Annotated in this window: 15 protein-coding genes; 6 read left to right on the forward strand and 9 right to left on the reverse strand. The window is 60.4% G+C overall.

The features are described 5' to 3' along the window. Positions 1-80 precede the first annotated feature (80 nt). Entirely contained in the window at positions 81-980 is a 900-nt protein-coding gene (gene ttcA / locus ACESMZ_RS01900; RefSeq protein WP_372956475.1) for a tRNA 2-thiocytidine(32) synthetase TtcA, read from the forward strand. Between the two features lie 24 nt (positions 981-1,004). On the opposite strand, the gene ACESMZ_RS01905 is transcribed toward ttcA, so the two are convergent. From ACESMZ_RS01905 to ACESMZ_RS01945, 9 genes are all read right to left on the reverse strand, one after another. Beyond that, a complete protein-coding gene (locus ACESMZ_RS01905; protein WP_372956405.1) occupies positions 1,005-1,751 on the reverse strand; it encodes a response regulator in 747 nt (248 codons plus the stop codon). 175 nt (positions 1,752-1,926) lie between these two features. Continuing rightward, positions 1,927-2,643 carry a sensor histidine kinase gene (locus ACESMZ_RS01910; protein ID WP_372956406.1) on the reverse strand — a complete coding sequence of 239 codons (717 nt, stop codon included), beginning with the start codon at positions 2,641-2,643 and terminating at the stop codon, positions 1,927-1,929. Then, the gene (locus ACESMZ_RS01915; RefSeq protein ID WP_372956407.1) at positions 2,636-4,288 is read right to left on the reverse strand and encodes a response regulator; all 1,653 of its coding nucleotides are present in this window, start codon (positions 4,286-4,288) and stop codon (positions 2,636-2,638) included. The genes ACESMZ_RS01910 and ACESMZ_RS01915 overlap by 8 nt, the downstream gene beginning before the upstream one ends. Next, the gene (locus ACESMZ_RS01920) at positions 4,285-7,797 is read right to left on the reverse strand and encodes a NahK/ErcS family hybrid sensor histidine kinase/response regulator (protein WP_372972116.1); all 3,513 of its coding nucleotides are present in this window, start codon (positions 7,795-7,797) and stop codon (positions 4,285-4,287) included. The genes ACESMZ_RS01915 and ACESMZ_RS01920 overlap by 4 nt, the downstream gene beginning before the upstream one ends. 26 nt (positions 7,798-7,823) lie before the next feature. After that, positions 7,824-8,327: a hypothetical protein gene (locus ACESMZ_RS01925; RefSeq protein WP_372972117.1), complete on the reverse strand. Its 504-nt coding sequence runs from the start codon at positions 8,325-8,327 to the stop codon at positions 7,824-7,826. A gap of 154 nt (positions 8,328-8,481) precedes the next feature. Next, on the reverse strand, positions 8,482-10,254 hold the full coding sequence (locus ACESMZ_RS01930) for a sodium:solute symporter family protein (protein WP_372972118.1): 1,773 nt from the start codon (positions 10,252-10,254) through the stop codon (positions 8,482-8,484). A 4-nt stretch (positions 10,255-10,258) separates the two neighbouring features. Next, positions 10,259-10,525 (reverse strand): DUF4212 domain-containing protein, encoded by a 267-nt coding sequence (locus tag ACESMZ_RS01935; RefSeq protein WP_372956411.1) that lies wholly within the window; start codon positions 10,523-10,525, stop codon positions 10,259-10,261. 316 nt (positions 10,526-10,841) lie between these two features. Next, positions 10,842-11,549, reverse strand: a complete 708-nt coding sequence (locus ACESMZ_RS01940; protein ID WP_372972119.1) for a PolC-type DNA polymerase III — start codon at positions 11,547-11,549, stop codon at positions 10,842-10,844. Positions 11,550-11,562: 13 nt separating this feature from the next. Beyond that, positions 11,563-13,476 (reverse strand): putative nucleotidyltransferase substrate binding domain-containing protein, encoded by a 1,914-nt coding sequence (locus tag ACESMZ_RS01945; RefSeq protein ID WP_372972120.1) that lies wholly within the window; start codon positions 13,474-13,476, stop codon positions 11,563-11,565. 176 nt (positions 13,477-13,652) lie between these two features. On the opposite strand from ACESMZ_RS01945, the gene smrA reads away from it, so the two are divergent. The 5 genes from smrA to mtnC are packed head-to-tail and all read left to right on the forward strand — an operon-like array spanning position 13,653 to position 16,398. Then, positions 13,653-14,234, forward strand: coding sequence for a DNA endonuclease SmrA (gene smrA, locus ACESMZ_RS01950; protein WP_372972121.1), 582 nt, complete (start codon positions 13,653-13,655; stop codon positions 14,232-14,234). Positions 14,235-14,277: 43 nt separating this feature from the next. Beyond that, entirely contained in the window at positions 14,278-14,517 is a 240-nt protein-coding gene (locus tag ACESMZ_RS01955; protein ID WP_372972122.1) for a hypothetical protein, read from the forward strand. Continuing rightward, the gene (locus ACESMZ_RS01960; RefSeq protein ID WP_372972123.1) at positions 14,514-15,146 is read left to right on the forward strand and encodes a methylthioribulose 1-phosphate dehydratase; all 633 of its coding nucleotides are present in this window, start codon (positions 14,514-14,516) and stop codon (positions 15,144-15,146) included. The genes ACESMZ_RS01955 and ACESMZ_RS01960 overlap by 4 nt, the downstream gene beginning before the upstream one ends. Beyond that, the gene (locus ACESMZ_RS01965; protein WP_372956417.1) at positions 15,143-15,700 is read left to right on the forward strand and encodes a 1,2-dihydroxy-3-keto-5-methylthiopentene dioxygenase; all 558 of its coding nucleotides are present in this window, start codon (positions 15,143-15,145) and stop codon (positions 15,698-15,700) included. The genes ACESMZ_RS01960 and ACESMZ_RS01965 overlap by 4 nt, the downstream gene beginning before the upstream one ends. Further along, positions 15,700-16,398: an acireductone synthase gene (mtnC, locus tag ACESMZ_RS01970; protein ID WP_372972124.1), complete on the forward strand. Its 699-nt coding sequence runs from the start codon at positions 15,700-15,702 to the stop codon at positions 16,396-16,398. Before ACESMZ_RS01965 ends, mtnC begins: the two co-directional genes overlap by 1 nt. The last annotated feature ends 5 nt before the right edge of the window (positions 16,399-16,403 follow it).

The raw sequence follows: 16,403 nt of genomic DNA on the forward strand, positions 1-16,403 counted from the left end.
TTGGGTGCTTTGGCTCCGGTATAATCGCTCGCTGATTTACCTCATTTCATCATGGCCACAGGTTGATTATGTCAGACGTAATGACACCGGAAGCGGTAGCCGGTACACCCGCCAGCGAGGCGGAGCGCAAGCGCAAGCTGGATACCAACAAGCTTCAGAAGCGTCTGCGACGGGAAGCCGGCCAGGCGATTCAGGACTTCCGGATGATCGAATCCGGCGACCGGGTCATGGTGTGTCTTTCCGGAGGCAAGGATTCCTACACCATGCTGGATATCCTGATGAACCTCCAGAAAAGCGCGCCGGTGCCCTTCGAGCTGATTGCTGTCAACCTGGACCAGAAGCAGCCGGGATTTCCGGAGCATGTGCTGCCGGACTACCTCTCCGGTCTGGACATTGAATACCACATCATCGAAAAGGATACCTACAGCATCGTCAGGGAGAAGGTGCCGGAGGGCAAGACCACCTGTGGCCTTTGTTCACGTCTGCGCCGGGGCATCCTGTACAACTTCGCCGAAGAGCATGGTATTACCAAGATCGCCCTGGGCCACCACCGGGATGATCTGCTCGAAACCCTGTTTCTGAACATGTTCTACGGTGGCAGGATGAAGTCCATGCCCCCCAAGCTGTTCAGTGATGACGGGCGCAATACCGTGATCCGCCCCCTGGCCTACAGTCGGGAGAAAGACATCGCCCGTTATGCGGCGCTGCGGGAATACCCGATCATTCCCTGCAATCTATGTGGTTCTCAGGAGAACCTGCAACGGCAGGTAGTCAAGGACATGCTTCAGCAGTGGGACAGGCAGCACCCGGGCCGGATCGAGACCATGTTCCGCGCCATGTGCAATGTGGAGCCGTCTCACCTGGCGGATACCCGGCTCTATGACTTTGTCCAGGGGCGCTCCCGCGTGGATGGCGGGGTTCAGGTTCAGACTGCGGAAGCTGAACCGGACTATGGCCGGCTGGACGTGCTCAACGTCTGATTCGTCGGCTCTGGCCGGGTGGGGTTAACCCCCGCCGCCACCCACCAGCTCCATCAGTCCGCCAATCATCTGGGTGATCAGCCCTAGCTGGACATTCAGGCCATCCACGGTTTCTGACAGGCTGTTGATCTGCAGCCCGAGGAACAGGGCCACCAGTACAAATACCACGGTGGTGAGCACCCATAGCCGGCGTACCTTGCCCACCCGGGTCTCGAGTTCTTCCTGGAACCTGGCATCAACCCGTGCCATGTGTTGCTTCATGGCGCGAATGTCCTCGTTGGCTTCCTCGTAGGCGATTTCCAGGGTGGAGAGGCGACCGGTCAGCTTCCGCTGGGAGGAAAGGTCGGCGACGCTCTGGTACGGGCTTGGCTCGGGTGTGGCAAACTCCGGATCAGTGTCACTACCTGCCAGGATGGTATCGATCATCTGGATCAGCTGTTCCCGCTCCACCTGCTTGCCGATAACCCCCGCAGCACCCCGGGCCCTGGCGTCCTGGAGGTAGCGATCAGCGTTCTGGGAGGTGTACATGAACACCGGAATATCCCGGCTCTCAGGCTGGCTCTTGAGCTTTTCCAGCGCTTCGAATCCGTTCATGCCCGGCAGCAGGTGATCCAGGAAGATCAGGTCAAAATGCTCATGTTGCACCAGGGTGAGGGCTTCCTCGGCAGAGCCGACGCCCCTGCTGGTCAGGTCGGCTTTTTCGAGCAGCCGGGCGAGGATGATCCTCGCGGTGGAGGAATCGTCAACGATGAGTGCGTTGCCACGGGGCATGGTGTTCTCCCTGTCTTTACGGAGGCCCTCGTTCTGCTGCGGTCGTATGGCTCCCTGACCGATCCTTGAGGGCTCGCAACACGTTAGTCCCGGGCCGGGGGCAATTCAAGTCAGCCGTTGCCAAATTGTGGCACAGGTTGACGAATCTGCCCCGGAGTGCCTTCGCACCGGCGTATCAGGGCAGCCAGATCTCGAACACGCCGCCACCCAGGCTGCCTCCGTTATGCAGTCGTATGCTGCCGTGCTTGCCGTTGTTCTGGTGAAGCCGGGCGATGGCGGCCGCAAAATAGAGCCCCAGGCTGGTTGAACCAGTACTGAAGTCGGGCGCCCGTAACAGGGCGTCGCCGGCCTCCTGCATGTGTGCCGGATAGCCGTTGCCGTCGTCCTCGATGCTCAGAACCAGCCAGCCGTTTTCCTCACGGGCCCCCAGTTGCAGGCGGCTGCGGGTGTAACGGATGGCGTTATTCAGGGTGCTGGCGATAACGCCGGAAATGAGTTCCGCATCGAAAAAGCCGACAACCTCCTCGTCCGCTTCAATATCATAGCCGACGCCGTAGCCCCGCAGCAGCTGTTCGTGCCGGGCCAGCTGCTCCTGCAGGAACTCCGCCACATAGTGTTCGTCGCTGTGCGCCGAGAGCTTGTGCTCCCCCAGGCGGTAGATGCCCAGTAACTGCACCAGGTCGCTGTGGACCCGTTCGGCCTCATACTGCAGGGTGTTGAATCGGGGGTTGCCACCCAGCACGCCTTTCTGTTCCTCCCGCAGGTCGTCCAGTGTGCTGAGCAGCATACCGAGGGAGTTCTTCATGTCATGGACGGCGGAGGCGATCACCATGGAGAAATCCGGTGTGTCGATCTGCCGGTGGTCGTCGCGGGCTGGCGGCTGTTCAGTCATTCAGGTGCTCCATTTTTCTTTTCATGGCCAGGTAGCGGCGGTACTGGCGGTGTTGTGGCGGCAGGTTCTCGAGGGCTTGAAGGCAGCGCAGGCACTGGGACAGGGCATGCTGGCGCACCACTGAACCGTCATTGTCCTCCAGTTGCTTCATGCGGATCTGGACCAGGTTGAGGTTGAGCGCCGCGTGGTTGGGTACGATCTCCAACGCCTGTTCGAAGAACCTTGCGGCTTCGGCCAGACCGCCTTTCTCATAGGCCTGGATGCCTTCCCGGTTCAGGGTGCGGGCCTGCAGGCGCTGTTGCAGTCCCACCGGCTCATCCATCAGGTTTTCGATCTGTTCAATGGTTTCCGCCTCGCCTTCAAATTTCTGGGCAAGGGACGCAAGCAACTGCTCCGCTTCCCGGTTCTGACCAACCCGGTAAAGGGTCTTGGCCAGGTCGAGCCCGGCGTCGGCGGAAAGCTTGTCTTCCGGCAGGGCCGCCCGGGCTTCTTCCATGAATTTTACCGCCTTGGTACGGTTGCCCCGGGCTGCCACGATGCGTGCCCGTACCAGCATGGTACGGGGGCCGATATCCGGGGCCTCCGGAAATTTCCGCTCCAGGTGCTTGAGTACACGCACTGCCTCGTCGGCGTACTCCTTGCCCTCTCCGGTGGGGTCACCCTCACTGAGATCGGTGAGGGACCGCCCCAGGGCCAGGTGATGCTCGGGGCTGTCATGGACTGACCAGGTGCCGAGGTTCACCGTGCGGCGCCAGGCGTCGGTGGCGGTGTCGATGTCGTGGTTCTGGGCGGCGAGCTTCGCCAGGTCCCGCTGGCGTAACAGGGCATTCGGGGACAGTTCCGCCGCCCGCTGCAGAACCTTTTGTGCCTGGCCGGGTTTGGCGTTGCGTTTGAGACTTACTGCCAGCAGGTCGTAGGCCTCCAGGAAGTCCGGGTGGTCTTCGATCAGTAACTGCAGCGCCGTAATGGCCTCGTCAAGGTTGTCCTCGGCCACCAGCACCCGGGCCTTGCCCAGCCGTGCCCAGGAGAGGGAGCGTTGGCTGAGGATGTCATCATAGATCTTGCGGGCCTGGCCGTAGTCCCCCACCTGGATGTAGAGCTCCGCCAGGGTCTTGTAGATCCAGGACCGGTGGCGGCGATGGTGGGGCAGCAGAGCCACGCATTGCTGAATGGCTTCCGGCAGGTCTTCCAGGTCCATGGCGCGGGTAATGGGCAGCAGGGCTTCGCGCCGTTCAGCCAGCGCTCCAAGCCGTTTTTCCAGCATGGCGCGATTGATCGGCTTGGTGAGGTAAGCATCCGGGTGATACTCCCGTGCTCCCATGACCATTTCCCGGGACGTCTCGGCCGTTACCATCAGGAACAGGGAAGAGTGGTGCAACAGCTTGCGGTGCCGTAACTCTTCCAGTACGTGCTGGCCACTTTTGCCTTCACCCAGGTTGTAGTTGCACAACAATACGTCGAAGTGATCGTAGGCGCAGCGCTGTATCGCCGCAGTACCGTTGTGCACCAGCTCGATCTTCTCGGCACCGAGGGACCGCAGCATCTGCCGCATGGAGTTGCGGAAATTCTCGAAATCGTCCACGACCAGAAAGCGGAGTTTCCGGAAACTCGTGGAAAAGCTGTGTTCGCCGGAGGTATTAATCATGCGCGCTTCTTGATGAGTTTATTGACCAGGGCCCGCAAGGCTGCGGGTTTTACCGGCTTATAGAGTACATGGTAGCCACGCCGGGAGGCATCCTCGCGGACTTCTTCTCCAAGATAGCCGGTAATGAGCACACCGGGTATGGCATGGCCAAAATCTTCCCGCAGGGCATCCATGGCGTCCAGGCCATTGCGGTCGTCATCCAACTGATAGTCCGCGAGGATAATATCCGGTTGTTCGCCGTCGAGGGCGGTGCGGGCCTCATCCAGGCTGAGCGCTGTGGTGGTGCGGCAATGCCAGTTGCTCAGCAGGGCCTCCATACCTTCCAGAATCTGGGCGTCATTGTCGATACACAACACGTTCAGACCCCTCAGCGTGGACAGACCGCGACTGCCGTTGCGAGTCGTGGCGGGCGGGGCCTCCCGTACCTCTGCCTTTGCCAGTGGTACGGTAATGGTGAAGGTACTGCCCTTGCCGACACGGGAATGCACGTTGACCGGGTGACCCAGCATACCGCTGATACGATCCACGATGGCCAGCCCGAGACCCAGGCCTTTCTTGTCCCGACCCTGGCGCAGGCGACGGAACTCCTCGAAGATGTATTTCAGCTGGTCCTCGGGAATACCGGGGCCGGTGTCCCAGACTTCGATCCTGAGATAACCCTTCAGGCGCCGGCAGCCCAGCAGGATGCGCCCGCCGCTGCCGGTGTAACGAATGGCGTTGGACAGGAAGTTCTGAACCACCCGGCGCAACAGCTTGGCGTCTGACGTCACCCAGGTGGAGCTCGGTACCACCTTCAGGGACAGTTCCTGGTCGGCGGCAATGGCGCTGAACTCGGTCGCCAGGTGTCGCAGCATGTCGTTGACGGGGAAGCTGGTAATATCCGGTTCCAGTGCACCCGCATCCAGCTTCGAGATATCCAGCAGCGTGCTGATGATTTCTTCCGCCGCGCCCAGCGAGCTGTCCAGGTGACTGGCCAGTTCCCGGGTCTCGTCGGTAATGACCTTGTTCTGCAGGGCCGAGGCAAACAGACGTGCGGCATTCAGCGGTTGTAGCAGGTCGTGGCTGGCGGATGCCAGGAAGCGGGTCTTGCTCTGGTTGGCCTGTTCGGCAACCGACTTGGCTTTGAGCATCTGCTCGTTGATGACCTGCAGTTCCTGGGTGCGCTCCTTGACTCGTTGCTCCAGGTAGATATTGGTTTCCTTCAGCGCCTGTTCCGTGCGCCGCATGGCGGTAATGTCCTGGAAGGTGGTGACATAGCCGCCGCCGGGAATCGGGCTGCCCTCGACTTTCAGTACGGTGCCATCCGGGCGGTGTCTCTCGTAGGACATGGGGCGGCCCTGTTTCATGGCCTCACAGCGGTCGCTGATGATCTCGTCGATGCGTCGGGCAGGCAGGTTGGCGCTGGTAAGGTTGTACCGCATCAGGTCCTGCATGGGACGTCCGGCCCGGACATAACCCTTGGGGTATGAAAAAAGCTCCAGATAGCGTCGGTTCCAGACTACCAGCTGTTGCTGGTGGTTCACCACGGAGACGCCGAGACTGATGTTCTCGATGGCCGATTGCAGCAATTCCCTGCTGAAGGTCATGGCCTGGGAGGCTTCGTCAACAATGCTGACCACATCCTCGATCTGCATGTCGCGGCCGGTCAGGGTCGATTCCAGCACCACCCTGGCAGTGGACGCGCCAATGACGGACGCCAGCTGGCGCTCGATATAACGCATCAGGTGACTGCTGGCGGGGCGTTGTGGCGAGAGCCGCATTGCATTGCGGCGCTCGTAGTTGGTGAAGAGGGCTTCCGCCCGCTCTTCACCCATAAAGCGCTCCGCCAGCGCCTGCAGGTCGGCGGTGAGTACCTCTCCCTGCCAGGCCTGCTGCTGGGAGGTTTCCGCCCGGGGGTGAGGTTCATGGAAGAAGGAGGCAATCTGGATCTTTTCCCGTACCCGCTGGCGGGTGGAGAGCGACAGCACCACATAGACGAGGGTGTTGATGCCCAGGGACCAGATGATGCCGTGGCTGATCATGTCCAGCTCCAGGCCCAGCAGGGCAGTGGGACGGGTCCAGCCCAGGCCCCACAGGCCGTGGTCGATCAGGGTATCACTGAGCCAGCCGGTGGAGGCGAGGGCGGGGATCAGCAGCGTATAGCACCACATGGCAAAGCCCAGGGCCAGGCCCCAGATGGCACCGTTGTAGTTAGCCCGGCGCCAGATGATCCCGCCGATAAGGGAGGGCCCGAACTGAGCAGCGGCCGCAAAAGACAGTAGCCCGAATGCCGTCAGACTGTAGTCTGCCCCGGCCAGCCGGTAGAACCCGTAAGCAGTGAGCAGCACCAGGAAGATGGTGACCCGACGGATGCTCAGCAGCAGGCGGCTGAGATCCGCCCGCCGGTTCATTCGGGGGCGGAAGAACTTGAGAAGGCCTGGCATCACTATTTCGTTGCTGACCATGGTGGCAATGGCCACTGAGCAGACGATTACCATGGCAGCGGCAGCAGAACCACCACCAAGAAATGCCAGTATGGCCAGCCAGGTCTGCTCTTCCATGATGGGAAGGGTGAGAGTGAGCATGTCCGGGTTCACGCCTTCCCCGCCTGCGTTGAGCAGGCCGGCCGCAGCGATGGGCAGTACGAACGCACTGGCAATAATCAGGTAGGCGGGCATGGCCCAGCGGGCGGTATTGAAGTCCCGGTATTCGGCGTTTTCCACCACCATGACATGGAACTGGCGGGGCAGGCACAGAATGGCCAGCATGGATACGATGGTCTGGGTGATAAAGGCCGGTGCCTCGACCCCGTCCCAGGTCAGCTGGCCCACCAGGTCCGCTTCCCGGACCCGGCCCAGAAGGTCGCCAAAACCACTGTACATGCCATAGCCCACGAACAGCCCGACTGCGACAAAAGCGATCAGCTTGATCATGGACTCAAAGGCCACCGCCTGGATCATACCCCGGTGGTGTTCGGTGGACTCCAGGTGGCGGGTGCCGAACAGGACGGTGAATGCGGCCAGAACCAGGGTAATGTACCAGGCAGAATCGCTCCAGGCGGCCTGGTGGGAGGCGCCGGATCCGCTTTCCGACAGCACACTGAAGCCCAGGGAGATGGCTTTCAGCTGCAGCGCGATGTAGGGCACGCTGCCGATCAGTGCGAACACTGCAATCAGTGCCGCCAGGGACTGGGACTTGCCGTAGCGGGAGGCAATGAAGTCGGCAATGGAGGTACTGTTGCTGCGTTTGCTGATGTAGATGATTCGCCGCAACAGCGGGGTACCGAACAGGAACACCAACAGTGGGCCAAGGTAGATCGGCAGAAAACCGAAGCCTTCCTGGGTGGCCCGCCCGACAGCACCGTAGAAGGTCCAGGAGGTAAAATAGACCGCCAGTGACAGGGCGTAGATATGGGGGCGGGCGAGCTTGTGTCGATAAAGGCCCGGGTGCCGGTCGCCAGCCCAGGCAATGGCAAAAAGCAGGGAGATGTAGGCGATGGAAATGACTACCAGTAGCCAGACACTGATCATCTCCGGTTACCCCCTGATGGTTTCGGTCAGTCGCACACTTCCTGGTACAGCCGGTCGTCCGTCGTTAGTCGTCTTACCTGGGCGGTGTCCGGCTGGCCGTCGTCGGTCAGGGCGACCAACTCGCGGCTCGGGCAGTTCAGCAACCAGCCACCGTGGGAGACCCGCCCGCCGTAGGTCTGGCGGAAGTGGTAGAGCCTGAACTGAAAGGTGTCCGCACCCGAAGGGGCGTTTCTCAGGCTGTCCCGGTCGAGCACGGTGACGCGGTTGATCTGGGGGACAAAGAAGCTCCAGGGGCGCCAGAACTCGGCAGCGGCCTCGGTACTGACCACCACGGAGCTCTCCGGCAGACGCTCTGTCATCTGGCCATACCAGCTGTATTCCATGTAGATCTGAAAGGCCATCATGCCGATGCCGGCGAATACCGGAATAATCCACCGGGGTGCACGCTTGCGGGTGAGGGCTCGGATGCCCATGGCAATACCGGCAGCACCGAGGCCGCAGATAATCGTGGCAACAAAGTTCCAGAACATAGTACTTCCTCTGGGAGCGCCTGAAAAAGTCCGCAATGCCGGAGGGTATCCGGACTTTTTCAGAGGCTCGGTAAAAAAACGGGCCTCCTGAAAAGGAGGCCCGTCCTGGATCAACCCGTTCAGATTCGCATCTGAATGCGGGGCGTATTATGTCTTAGTGATCCACTGCCTTGCCAGCACCCCGCGGATAACGAACGCTTTCCACGAGTTCCTGGATTTCTACCGGCGGCTCTTCGGTGGCGTTGGATACCACGAAGGCCACGATGAAGTTCACCAGGGCGCCGACGGCACCGATGGACAGCGGGGAGATACCCAGTACCCAGGCGTCAGCGGTGTCCGGCAGGTTGTTGGTTCCAGAAATAAAGAACCAGCCCTTGTACACGAAGATGTACACCAGGGTGAAGACCAGGCCGCAGAGCATACCGCTGATGGCGCCCACGTTGTTCACCCGCTTGGAGAAGATACCCATCATCAGGGCCGGGAACAGGGAGGCAGCGGCGATACCGAAGGCCAGTGCCACTACCTGCGCCGCAAACCCGGGCGGATTCGCCCCGAGGTATGTGGCCACCACAATGGCTACCGCCATGGAGATCCGCGCCGCCATCAGTTCACCTTTCTCCGAGATATTCGGATTGATGGCGCCCTTGATGAGGTCGTGACTCACTGCCGAGGATATTGCCAGCAGCAGACCCGCTGCAGTCGACAGAGCAGCTGCCAGACCGCCAGCAGCGATGAGACCGATGACCCAGCCGGGCAGGTTGGCGATTTCCGGGTTGGCCAGTACCAGGATGTCGTTGTTGACGTTGAGCTCGTTACCTTCCCAGCCACGGTCTGCAGCTACGGTGCCGGCGAACTCTTCATTGGCATCGTTGTACACCTGGATACGACCGTCGTTGTTCTTGTCCTCGTAGGTGATCAGGCCGGTCTCTTCCCAGGTCTGCATCCACGCGGGACGCTCACTGTACTCGATCGGCTCTTCCTGGGTGCCAGCCGGATAGATGGTGGTCATCAGGTTCAGGCGCGCCATGGAGGCAACAGCCGGAGCAGTCAGGTACAGCAGGGCGATGAATACCAGTGCCCAGCCGGCGGACCAGCGGGCGTCAGCCACCTTGGGTACAGTGAAGAAACGGATGATAACGTGGGGCAGGCCCGCGGTACCGATCATCAGGGACAGGGTGAACAGCACCATGTTCAGCTTGTTGCTGACGTCAGCAGTGTATTCACGGAAGCCCAGGTCGGTCACGATCTGGTTCAGGGTATCCAGCACCGGCATACCGGATTCGGTATGGGTGGAGAACATGGCCAGCGGCGGAATCGGGTTACCGGTCAGCTCGATGGCAATGAAGATCGCCGGAATGGTGTAGGCGATGATCAGTACGCAGTACTGAGCCACCTGGGTGTAGGTGATACCCTTCATGCCGCCGAGTACGGCGTAGATGAAGACCACTACCGCGGCAATCATCAGGCCCGTGGTGGCGTCCACTTCCAGGAAGCGCGAGAAGGCTACCCCGGCACCGGCCATCTGGCCGATTACGTAGGTCACCGAGGCAACGATCAGACACAGTACCGCCACCAGGCGGGCATTACGGCTATAGAACCGGTCGCCGATGAACTCGGGTACCGTGAACTTGCCGAACTTCCGCAGGTAGGGTGCCAGCAGCATGGCCAGCAACACGTAACCGCCGGTCCACCCCATGAGGAAGGTGGAGTTGGCGTAACCGCCGGCGGCAATCAGGCCCGCCATGGAGATAAAGGATGCCGCTGACATCCAGTCCGCGCCAATAGCGGCGCCGTTGGTGATCGGGTGAACGCCGCCCCCCGCCACGTAGAAATCGCTGGTGCTGCCGGCCTTGGCCCACAGCGCGATCAGAATATAGAGGAGGAACGAGCCCCCGACGAAGATAAGGTTGATTGCAAACTGACTCATCGGGTTATTCCTCCTCGGCCAGGCCGAATTGCTCGTCGAGCTTGTTCATACGCCAGGCGTAGAAGAAGATCAGAGCGATAAAGGTCAGGATGGAGCCCTGCTGGGCAAACCAGAACCCGAGGTCGGTACCGCCCACCGGTATACCGGCAAGCATGGGGCGTAGCAGGATTGCGAAGCCGTAGGATACGAGTGCCCACACGATGAGGCAGCCCAGTATCAGACGCAGGTTCGCCTTCCAGTACAGAACAGCATTGCTGCTTGCGTCAGACATAACAGGTCTCCTGTTTTGTTTTTGTAGGATTTAGACGCTTGTAATTTGGAGAAAAGCCAAAGCCAGCCAGGTCACTGTCCTGCCGTTGCACGGCGGGCATTGACCAGCGCTGTCCTTGATAAGCAACCATGGAAAATTGTTATTCACGGGTTTTTCTCCTGCTGGTTACCATCTCCGACTTTACCTTTCGCGGTGTTAATGCATATTGGCAAAAGGTCTAAGTGAGCTTTGCAACGATGTAAAATGTTGTTTCTCGGAGAGTTGGCAGGGCTTCGGGGCGGGGCTGAAAAAGGTTTTTCGAAGGGTGAGAAACCGGTCACATCTGACGCATGGTCTTCAGGCGCTGGTGATATTTGAGGCGCTGGTGGAGGTCCTCGAGGGTGACAACACCCTGCTTGCGGGCTTCCCTGAATGCGATCAGGGAGAGCTCGGCGGTGGCAAGGGCGTCGGCGGCGGCATGATGCCGGGCGGAGATCTCCAGGCCGAAGTGGTCTGCCCAGTTATCCAGGCGCTTGTTGCCATCCAGGGCCTGGGGGAAGAACGCCGGCATCAGCTCGGCCACATCCAGCCAGGTGTGTGTCTGGGTATAGTTCAGTTGCTGGCGTAGGGCCTTCTCCAGGAACTTGCGATCAAACGCGGAGTGGAAGGCCATCACCGGGTCGCCGTTCATCCATTCCAGCAGCCGTAACAGCGCGTCACGGGTTTCGTGGCCCCGGGTGAGGGCTTCCGGGCCGATGCCGTGGATCAGTACCGTCTCGCGGATATCCAGCTCTGGCCGGCGCAGGATCAGGTCAAACTGGTCGCTCAGGGGAATGGCCATGCGATCGATGGCCACAGCACCAATGGCAATCACCTTGTCCTTGGCAGGATTCAGTCCGGTGGTCTCCAGGTCCAGCACGATGAAGCGCAGGTTATCCAGGTGTTGATTGCCGGGCGCCCTTGGGGCGGGCAGGTGGGCCAGGTCATGATGCTCCGCGGGACCGGTGAGCTTGTCATTGATCCAGGATTTGAACTGATCCAGCATGGCAGTGGTTCCCCTAGAGCTGATAGGTGACTTCCAGCTTCTGCTGGAGGCGCTGGGCCTGGCGGAAAGACTCTCTGAGAATACGTCGATCCAGCGGATTGAGATTGTCCGGATTGATGTAGTTGGACAGCTCTTGCCCCTGTTGTAACTGCTCCTGGTGGGACCGCATGCGGATGGCCTGGATCAGACTGTAGGCTTCCTGCCAGGCATTGGCGTCCTTGGCATCAAACACGCCCTTGCGGACCAGTTCCTCTATTCTTTCCAGGGTATTGGCGGTGGCTACGCCGTTCGCCAGGGCGAATACCCGCACAGACTCCACGAATGGCGCCAGCCCCTGGCGCTTCAGGTCCAGGCTGTGGCGGTCGCCGTCCGGAGCGTAGCGGAAGCCGCGGAAGATGTTCAGCGGTGGTCGCCGTTGCAGGGCATTACCGGCCAGCATTTTCTGGAACAGGGCATTCTTGCGGATGCGGGCCAGTACCTTGGCCAGCAGTTCCTGCAGAGGTTCCATCGGCCCGAACACAGCCCGCATATCCAGGAAAATGGACGAATAGACCAGGTTCTGGGGGGTGGATGCGTCGATGAACCTGAGGAACCACTCGTCCCACTCTTCACCACTGAGGCACAGTTTCGGATTGCTGGCCATGATGTTGCCCTTGCACCAGGTGAAACCGCACTCTGCCAACTCCTTGTTGATGGTCTCCGCAAATGGAAGCAGCTTTTCCCGCACCCGGTCCGGGGTCATGCCTTGCGGGGTGGTGAACAGAATGCCGTTGTCCTGATCGGTCAGCAGGGTCTGTTCCTGCCGCCCCTCGCTGCCAAAGGTGAGCCAGGTGAAGGGTATCCCGGGATCGTTCTTTTTCAGGTTCAGTTCCAGTACCCGGCGTACGGTGACGTCGTTCAGGGTGGTAATGATCTTTACCACCTGCCCGGAGTCCGCACCATGGGCCAGCATGGCGTCCACCAGCCGGGACACATCGTCCCGCAATGCAACCAGTGACTGGAGCTGGGGCGCGGTGCCGATGGCCCGTGCCAGGTGCACCAGGTCGACCCGCTGCAGGGCAAACAGGTCCCGCTCTGACACCACGCCGATTAGCCGGTTGTCCTCATCCACCACGCAGATATGGGCAAAGTGATGCTCGGCCATGAGCATGGCGGCCTCGAAGGCGTCCGCCGTGGCTGGCAGGTGGTGGGGGTCGGCCGTCATCACCTGGGCAATGGGTGTTTCCAGGGAACAGGTTTCTTCCGCCACCAGGGTGCGCAGGTCGCGAAGGGTAAAAATACCTTTGGGGTGCCGCTGGTCATCGGTGATGATAATGCTGCCAACGCTGTTGTCGTGCATTTTCGCCACGGCTTTGCGCACCGGCACGTCAGGAGAGCAGACAATGGGGTTGCGAAGGGCGTAGCGTTCCAGCGGTGTGTCCAGGGAATTGGACGAGCCCAGTGAGGCCATGGCGCCGGACTGTATGCGCTGGTTGACCTGGTCCAGCAGGCTGCTGACACCCCGCAGACAGAAGTCCCGGAAGGAGTCGCTTGCCGAGAACAGCGTGACGAAATCCTTGTGGTCCAGGCTCAGGCAGAAGGTATCACCGGCGGCCCGGTGCAGGGTTTGCGTCGGTCGTTCCCCCACCAGGGCAGCCAGCGGGAAGCATTCGCCCTGGCTGATTTCGAAGGTGGTTTCCGGCTCGCCGGTTTTCGGGTTGTTACGCTCCCCCCGGATGCGCCCCTGCTTGACCACGTTGAAGGTAGTTACCGGGCCATCCTCCGGTGCAATCACCTTGTCACCATCGGCGTAGAATCTCAGGGTGGCGTGTTCGGCAAACAGCGCCAGATGGGCGTCATCCATGCTGGAGAATGGCGCGTGTTCCCGGAGAAACGCCATGATGGAGCGGGTGTTCTGGGGCAGGGCGGCTTCCTGTTCCTGGGTCATGAACCTGGCTCTCTTGTTGTTGTCCTAAAGGTGAGTGTAACCCATCGTGGCACCGCTCCGGGTTCGGCTTTTGGTCGTATAAACATCAATAGCCCCGGCTCCGGTGCGTGCTGCTTTATGCTGGTGATAGCCAGTGGTAAAGTGCCGGTTCAACCCTGCTCAGCCCGAAACGTACCATGACTTCCAAAGACGAGCGCCTGTTATTTCTGGAGCAGATGAAAGATGTCCAGCGGATCCGTCGGCCCAACCGGGCTGAGGTGGCAACCCCCCGGGAACTGACGCCCGGGCACCTGGAGCGTCAGCGGGCTGCCGTGGACGCCCCGGTCCGGGATGCCAATCCGCTGACCGCATCGGACGTGGATCCGTTGACCGCCCATGACATTCTCTGCTGGCAGCGCCCGGGCGTCCAGCATGGGGTCTTCCGCAAGCTCAGGCTGGGTCAGTACCCCATCGAGGCGCGGCTGGACCTGCACCGTATGACGGTTGAAGAAGCTCGCCGGGAAGTATTTGGTTTTGTGAAGGATTGTGTACGGTATGGCCTGCGCTCGGTGATCATTCTTCACGGCAAGGGCGAACGAAACCCGGACGGTATTGCCCAGCTGAAGAGTTACCTGGCCCGCTGGCTGCCGGAACTGGATGAAGTGCTGGCGTTTCACTCTGCCCAGAAGCACCACGGTGGCACCGGCGCGGTGTATGTCATGGTTCGCAAGGGCGACCAGCAAAAGCAGCGCAACCGGGAAATTCACGGCTCACGATAACGACATCGTTGCGGCCCAGATTTGAATGACACGAGGTTTGACCATGAAAAGGCTGTTTGTTGCTGTACTTGCCACCCTGACCCTGGCGGGCTGTGAAGGCCGTGCCATCTGGAACGATCAGGGCAAGGTGGATGAAGCCACCAAAGATCGCGAAGTCTGGGATGATAATGGTAAGGCTGAAGAAGCCACCAGTAACCGGGAAGTGTGGGATTCCAATGGCAAGCTGGACACCGGGGGGCGAACCATCTGGAAAGACCGCGAAGGCAATCCGGTGATCCAGTGAGTACCTTTGATATTGCCCGTTACGGCCAGGCTGCCCGGGAAATCTGCGCCGCTGGTGAGTTCCTTTATGGCAACGGCTGGTCCCCGGCGACCAGCAGCAATTATTCCCGGCGTATCGACGACAGGCATGTGGCCATTACCGTCTCCGGGCGCCACAAGGGCCGGCTGACAGAAGCGGATGTCATGGTCGTGGACCTGAAAGGGCAACCGGTGCAAAGCGACTGCCGTCCGTCGGCAGAAACCCGGTTGCACACCGTTATCTATCAGGATCGGCCCGATATTGGCGCGGTGCTGCACACCCATTCGGTGAAGGCAACGGTGCTGAGCCGGCTGATTCCGGAAGGCGAGGCGCTGATCCTGGAAGGCTACGAGCTGCAGAAGGCCTTTGCCGGCGTCACCACCCACGAAGGGCAGGTCTCCGTACCCGTGTTTGCCAACACGCAGGACATTACCGCCCTGGCTAGTGACACCCGTCAATGGCTGGCGGAGAATCCGCAGGCGCCGGGCTATCTGATCCGCGGTCACGGCCTGTATACCTGGGGGCGGGACATGAACGACTGCCTGCGCCATGTGGAAGCCTTTGAATTCCTTTTCGACTGTGAACTTGAAACCATGAGGGTCCGCCCATGACTACCCTGAGTATCTTTCACCAGGACAAGCCTGAGACGCCGGAGCAGGTGGTGGAAAATCCCGCCGAGATTGCGAAGTTGCTGAAAGAACAGGGCATTCGCTATGAGCGCTGGCCTACCCGGGCCTTGCCGGCGGACGCCACCAGTGGGGAGATTCTGGAGGCCTATGGCGATGAAGTGGCGCATCTCAAAGCGGAGAGCGGTTTTGCCACCGCCGATGTGGTCAGCCTGACGCCAGATAACCCGGACAGGGAGGCTTTCCGCCGGAAATTCCTGGACGAACACGTGCACAGTGAGGACGAGGTACGTTTCTTTGTCCACGGCCAGGGCCTGTTCTATCTTCACCTTGATAACCGGGTTTATGTCGTAATGTGCCGGCAATGTGACCTGATCAGTGTGCCCAACGGCACCCGCCACTGGTTCGATATGGGACCAGAGCCGGAATTCACCTGCATCCGCCTGTTCACCAATCCTGAGGGTTGGGTGGCGCAGTTTACCGGTGAAGACATTGCCAGCCGTCTGCCCCGCTACGAGCAACTTGCCGGAGCCGCCTGATGATTCGCGTGATCCTGACCGACATCGAGGGCACCACCAGCTCCATCTCGTTTGTCCATGAGGTGCTGTTTCCCTACGCCCGTGAGCATATGGCGGAGTTTGTCCGTGAATGGCAACACGAAGATCTGACGGTGGCAGAGCAGCTTGATAGCGTGGCCGAACTATCCGGCTGTGACCGCCACGATATCGACGGCCTGATCAGGGTGCTGGAACAATGGATCGACGAGGATCGCAAGGAAACCGCCCTCAAGACCCTGCAGGGCATGCTCTGGGAACAGGGCTATCAGCACGGCGCCTTTGATGGCCACGTCTATCCGGACGCTGCCGAATACCTGCGCTACTGGCATGACCGGGGGCTACGTCTGTATGTGTATTCCTCCGGCTCGGTAAAAGCCCAGAAGCTGATCTTCGGCTTTTCAAGCGAAGGGGACCTGACGCCCTTTTTCAGCGGCTATTTTGATACCCACGTTGGCGGCAAGAAGGAGGCCGCTTCCTATCACAACATCCTGGAAGAACTGGGTGTGGAACCGCAGACCGTTCTGTTCCTCTCTGATGTGGACGCCGAGCTGGCGGCTGCCGAGGCGGCCGGCCTGAGAACCTGCTGGCTGGTGCGGGAAGGTGATCTTCCTGAAACCGATAAACGCCCCGTTGCCCGGAATTTCCGTGAGGTTGATGACCAGCTGCTGCAACATCGGTAGGCGAG

The sequence above is a fragment of the Marinobacter sp. genome, from assembly GCF_041690615.1.
Lineage (GTDB): Bacteria > Pseudomonadota > Gammaproteobacteria > Pseudomonadales > Oleiphilaceae > Marinobacter.

Bases quoted from the DNA above. Each gene is read 5' to 3' on its own strand.
- ACESMZ_RS01905 (WP_372956405.1), bottom strand. From the start codon at position 1,751: ATGCCCCGTGGCAACGCACTCATCGTTGACGATTCCTCCACCGCGAGG.
- ACESMZ_RS01945 (WP_372972120.1), bottom strand. From the start codon at position 13,476: ATGACCCAGGAACAGGAAGCCGCCCTGCCCCAGAACACCCGCTCCATC.
- ACESMZ_RS01940 (WP_372972119.1), bottom strand. From the start codon at position 11,549: ATGCTGGATCAGTTCAAATCCTGGATCAATGACAAGCTCACCGGTCCC.
- ACESMZ_RS01915 (WP_372956407.1), bottom strand. From the start codon at position 4,288: ATGATTAATACCTCCGGCGAACACAGCTTTTCCACGAGTTTCCGGAAA.
- ACESMZ_RS01920 (WP_372972116.1), bottom strand. From the start codon at position 7,797: ATGATCAGTGTCTGGCTACTGGTAGTCATTTCCATCGCCTACATCTCC.
- ACESMZ_RS01930 (WP_372972118.1), bottom strand. From the start codon at position 10,254: ATGAGTCAGTTTGCAATCAACCTTATCTTCGTCGGGGGCTCGTTCCTC.
- ACESMZ_RS01910 (WP_372956406.1), bottom strand. From the start codon at position 2,643: ATGACTGAACAGCCGCCAGCCCGCGACGACCACCGGCAGATCGACACA.
- ACESMZ_RS01925 (WP_372972117.1), bottom strand. From the start codon at position 8,327: ATGTTCTGGAACTTTGTTGCCACGATTATCTGCGGCCTCGGTGCTGCC.
- ACESMZ_RS01965 (WP_372956417.1), top strand. From the start codon at position 15,143: ATGACTACCCTGAGTATCTTTCACCAGGACAAGCCTGAGACGCCGGAG.
- ACESMZ_RS01935 (WP_372956411.1), bottom strand. From the start codon at position 10,525: ATGTCTGACGCAAGCAGCAATGCTGTTCTGTACTGGAAGGCGAACCTG.
- mtnC (WP_372972124.1), top strand. From the start codon at position 15,700: ATGATTCGCGTGATCCTGACCGACATCGAGGGCACCACCAGCTCCATC.
- ACESMZ_RS01955 (WP_372972122.1), top strand. From the start codon at position 14,278: ATGAAAAGGCTGTTTGTTGCTGTACTTGCCACCCTGACCCTGGCGGGC.
- ttcA (WP_372956475.1), top strand. From the start codon at position 81: ATGACACCGGAAGCGGTAGCCGGTACACCCGCCAGCGAGGCGGAGCGC.
- smrA (WP_372972121.1), top strand. From the start codon at position 13,653: ATGACTTCCAAAGACGAGCGCCTGTTATTTCTGGAGCAGATGAAAGAT.